Annotated in this window: 4 protein-coding genes; 2 read left to right on the forward strand and 2 right to left on the reverse strand. The window is 56.6% G+C overall.

All coding sequences use genetic code 11. The annotated features are described in order from the left end of the window. Positions 1-250: 250 nt before the first annotated feature. Positions 251-796, reverse strand: coding sequence for an NADPH-dependent FMN reductase (locus tag ACWB12_RS09825; RefSeq protein WP_479529902.1), 546 nt, complete (start codon positions 794-796; stop codon positions 251-253). Positions 797-887: 91 nt separating this feature from the next. Next, on the reverse strand, positions 888-1,541 hold the full coding sequence (locus ACWB12_RS09830; protein ID WP_479529903.1) for a DUF938 domain-containing protein: 654 nt from the start codon (positions 1,539-1,541) through the stop codon (positions 888-890). Between the two features lie 89 nt (positions 1,542-1,630). Between ACWB12_RS09830 and gloB the strand changes: the two genes are divergently transcribed. Then, positions 1,631-2,452: a hydroxyacylglutathione hydrolase gene (gloB, locus tag ACWB12_RS09835; protein WP_479529904.1), complete on the forward strand. Its 822-nt coding sequence runs from the start codon at positions 1,631-1,633 to the stop codon at positions 2,450-2,452. A gap of 95 nt (positions 2,453-2,547) precedes the next feature. Beyond that, on the forward strand, positions 2,548-3,464 hold a 917-nt coding region (locus ACWB12_RS09840; protein WP_479529905.1), incomplete at its 3' end, for a Clp protease N-terminal domain-containing protein.

Here is a 3,464-nt window from a genome sequence, read left to right on the forward strand (position 1 = left end):
CTGCATGCGCTTTTATTGTAGCCGGGAAGCCAGACTGATAATCGCTGGTTCCCGAGCCGATGAAATCAATCATAACATTGGTGCTGCTCCGCATTTCGGAATGCGTTGCCACCGACAGAAAATTCCCAACCGCCGGAAACCCCATCCCTGGCAGAAATATAATATGCGGACCACTTTGCCCCACTTCATGCCACCGGATGGATGCCTTGTATTTAGGCAAATAGAGACTCTTCAATTGAACACGCCCCGCTTATGTATTTTCTGCCTCTGCCTGCAAATCAGCCATCAGCTCGGTCAGAGATTTCAGATAGAACGCGCCTGTCAGCTGCCCGTCTGCATCAAATTCGTTCTGCGCCCCCGCCACCATCACCTCTGGTCCGGTCAGCAAACGCGGACGGAACGTGGTCATCGCCAACCGCAACGCATATTGCGCCCGCGCCCCGCCTGCACGACCCGCCGCCGCCGACACAATCGCCACGGGTTTACCTTTCCATGGCGCGCCTTCAGTCCGGCTGACCCAGTCCAGCGCGTTTTTCAGCACTCCGGAAAATGACTGGTTATATTCAGGCGTGGAAATCACCACGCCGTCCGCCGCCGCGATCTGGTCGGCCAATGTCTGAACCGCCGCGGGGATGCCCGAAGCATCCTCGACATCGCCGTTATACAAAGGGAAATCCAGATCGGCCTCGGTATAGGCCGCATCCTCCATCAACCGCCCCGCCTCGCGGATCAATTGCCGGTTAAACGATGCGACCCTTAACGAGCCGGAAATCCCCAATAGGTTAAACTGTGTCATCGCGCGCCCTTTCCATAAAACTGACCCGCAAGATGTTGCAAAACACATCCGCACACAAGAGGGCATACCGCACAGCGGCTGTGCAATTCTGTCAGGCCTTGCGCACCACAACCGCCAGATTGTTCGCCGGCATTTCGTAAACCGCAACCAACGACAGCCCGTTCACACAAAACACGGCCTCCATCCATTCCAGATCCTTATACCCGATGGCCGCATCCTGCGCCGCAAGGCTCGCATGAAACTTCTCATCCCCCTCGCTACGAAAAGCACCATCCGTGCGAAACGGCCCGTAGATAAAGAAATGCCCACCTTCCGCCAACCCGTTTGCCGCCCCGCTGATCACCGCCTTCGCGTCGGCCTGCGAAATCAGATGAAACAAGTTGACCACATAAACCAGCCGCAAATCCGACATATCCGGCCAATCCCCGCGGGCATCAAACTGGATTGGCACCCGCAAGTTGTCCACATCCACATGCGCCCGCCATGCCTGCACACTTGCCATCCGCTCATCCGATAGATCACTGGGTTGCCATTCCACATCCGGATGGGCCACCGCCAATGCCGCAATATGCTGCCCCGTGCCACTGGCCAATTCCAGCGCCACGCCCCCGTCCGGCACATATTCCGCCAACCGCTCAAATATCGGCGCCGCGTTCCGTTCTGCGGACGGGGCCGACAGGCGACCATCCTCTAGCGTATTGGTGATCGGCCCGGTATCGGGCAATTTCAAAGGGGGCTGTGTCATTTTGCACCTCATATGTTCGTAAACCCAATATTGCGCCCATCGCCACAATGGGCAAGACTGGGCATAACCCGAAATGAAAGGATACCCCCGTGTCGCTCCAGATTGCCACCATTCCTTGCCGCTCTGATAACTACGCTTTCCTGCTGCACGACAAAGACAGCGGCCAAACCGCAGTGGTCGACGCCCCCGAAGCCGCCCCGATCATTGCCGAACTGGACAAACGCGGCTGGACCCTGACGCATATCCTGATCACCCACCATCATTATGACCATATCGACGGGGTGGAAGAACTGCGCGAAAAATATGGTGCCAAAGTTGTCGGAGCTGCGGCTGACACCCACCGCCTGCCGCCGCTGGATATTGAACTGTCCGAGGGCGACAGCATCAAAATCGGCGACAACACAGGCAGCGTGCTGGACGTATCCGGCCATTGCGCTAACCACCTCGCCTTTTATTTCCCCGACAGTTTTGCCGTGTTCACCGCCGACAGCCTGATGGCGCTGGGGTGTGGCCGCCTGTTTGAAGGCACGCCCGCGCAAATGTGGCAAAGCCTGTCCAAACTCGCCGCCCTGCCGCCGATGACGATTGTCTATTCCGGTCATGAATACACCGCCAGTAACGCCACCTTCGCCTATTCGGTCGAGCCGAACAACGCAGCCCTGAAGGACCGCATCCTGCAAATCATCGAGGCACGGGCGCAGAACATGCCAACCGTGCCCTCGATACTGGCGGACGAGTTGGCCACAAACCCGTTCCTGCGCCCCGCATCCGCCGAAATTCGGCACCGCCTGGGCATGGAAACCGCCACCGATACCGAAGTATTTGCCGAAATCCGGCGCCGTAAAGACAACTTTAAGCAGACCGAAATGCCCGATATCACGGAAGATCCATGCAATTGTGCGTATGATTGATCAAAAAGCACTTGAATTTATGGTCAATCACACCGAAATTTAAGGATATCAGGACATAGGTGGGTCACCCGCCTTAAAACAAAGGAGCACACAACGTGCCGTCATTCTCGAATACCCTTGAGCAGGCAATCCATTCCGCACTGGCCTTGGCCAATGCCCGCAAACATGAACTGGCCACGCTGGAGCATTTGCTGCTGTCCCTGATTGACGAGCCGGACGCCGCCAAGGTGATGCAGGCCTGTAGTGTTGATATTGAGGCTTTGCGCAAAACCCTGCTAGAATTCATCGACGATGATCTGGCCACCTTGGAAACTACGGTTGAAGGCTCCGAAGCGGTGCCAACGGCCGCGTTCCAGCGGGTGATCCAGCGCGCCGCGATCCATGTTCAATCTTCTGGCCGCACCGAAGTGACAGGCGCCAACGTGCTGGTCGCCATCTTTGCCGAACGTGAATCAAATGCGGCCTATTTTCTGCAAGATCAGGACATGACCCGCTATGATGCTGTGAACTTCATCGCGCATGGCGTGGCCAAAGACCCTGAATTTGGCGAACCTCGTCCGCTGACGGGGGCATCGGACTTCGGCGAAGAAGCGTTCGAGATTGAAGGCGAGGAAAAAGAGAGTGCGCTGTCAAAATACTGTGTTGATCTAAACGAAAAATCCACCAAAGGCGATATTGACCCGCTGATCGGGCGCCAACACGAGGTCGAGCGTTGCATTCAGGTGCTATGCCGCCGTCGCAAGAATAACCCGCTGTTGGTGGGGGATCCGGGTGTTGGCAAAACCGCCATTGCCGAAGGTCTGGCGCGTAAGATTGTATCAGGTGAAACCCCCGAGGTTCTGTCCAAAACCACGATCTATTCGCTGGATATGGGGGCGCTGCTGGCCGGCACCCGTTATCGTGGCGATTTTGAAGAACGGCTAAAGGCGGTGATGACTGAACTTGAGGACCATGATGATGCGGTTCTGTTCATCGACGAAATTCACACCATTATCGGCGCTGGTGCCACATC

The organism is Profundibacter sp. (assembly GCF_056498605.1).

Bases quoted from the DNA above. Each gene is read 5' to 3' on its own strand.
- ACWB12_RS09825 (WP_479529902.1), bottom strand. From the start codon at position 796: ATGACACAGTTTAACCTATTGGGGATTTCCGGCTCGTTAAGGGTCGCA.
- ACWB12_RS09830 (WP_479529903.1), bottom strand. From the start codon at position 1,541: ATGACACAGCCCCCTTTGAAATTGCCCGATACCGGGCCGATCACCAAT.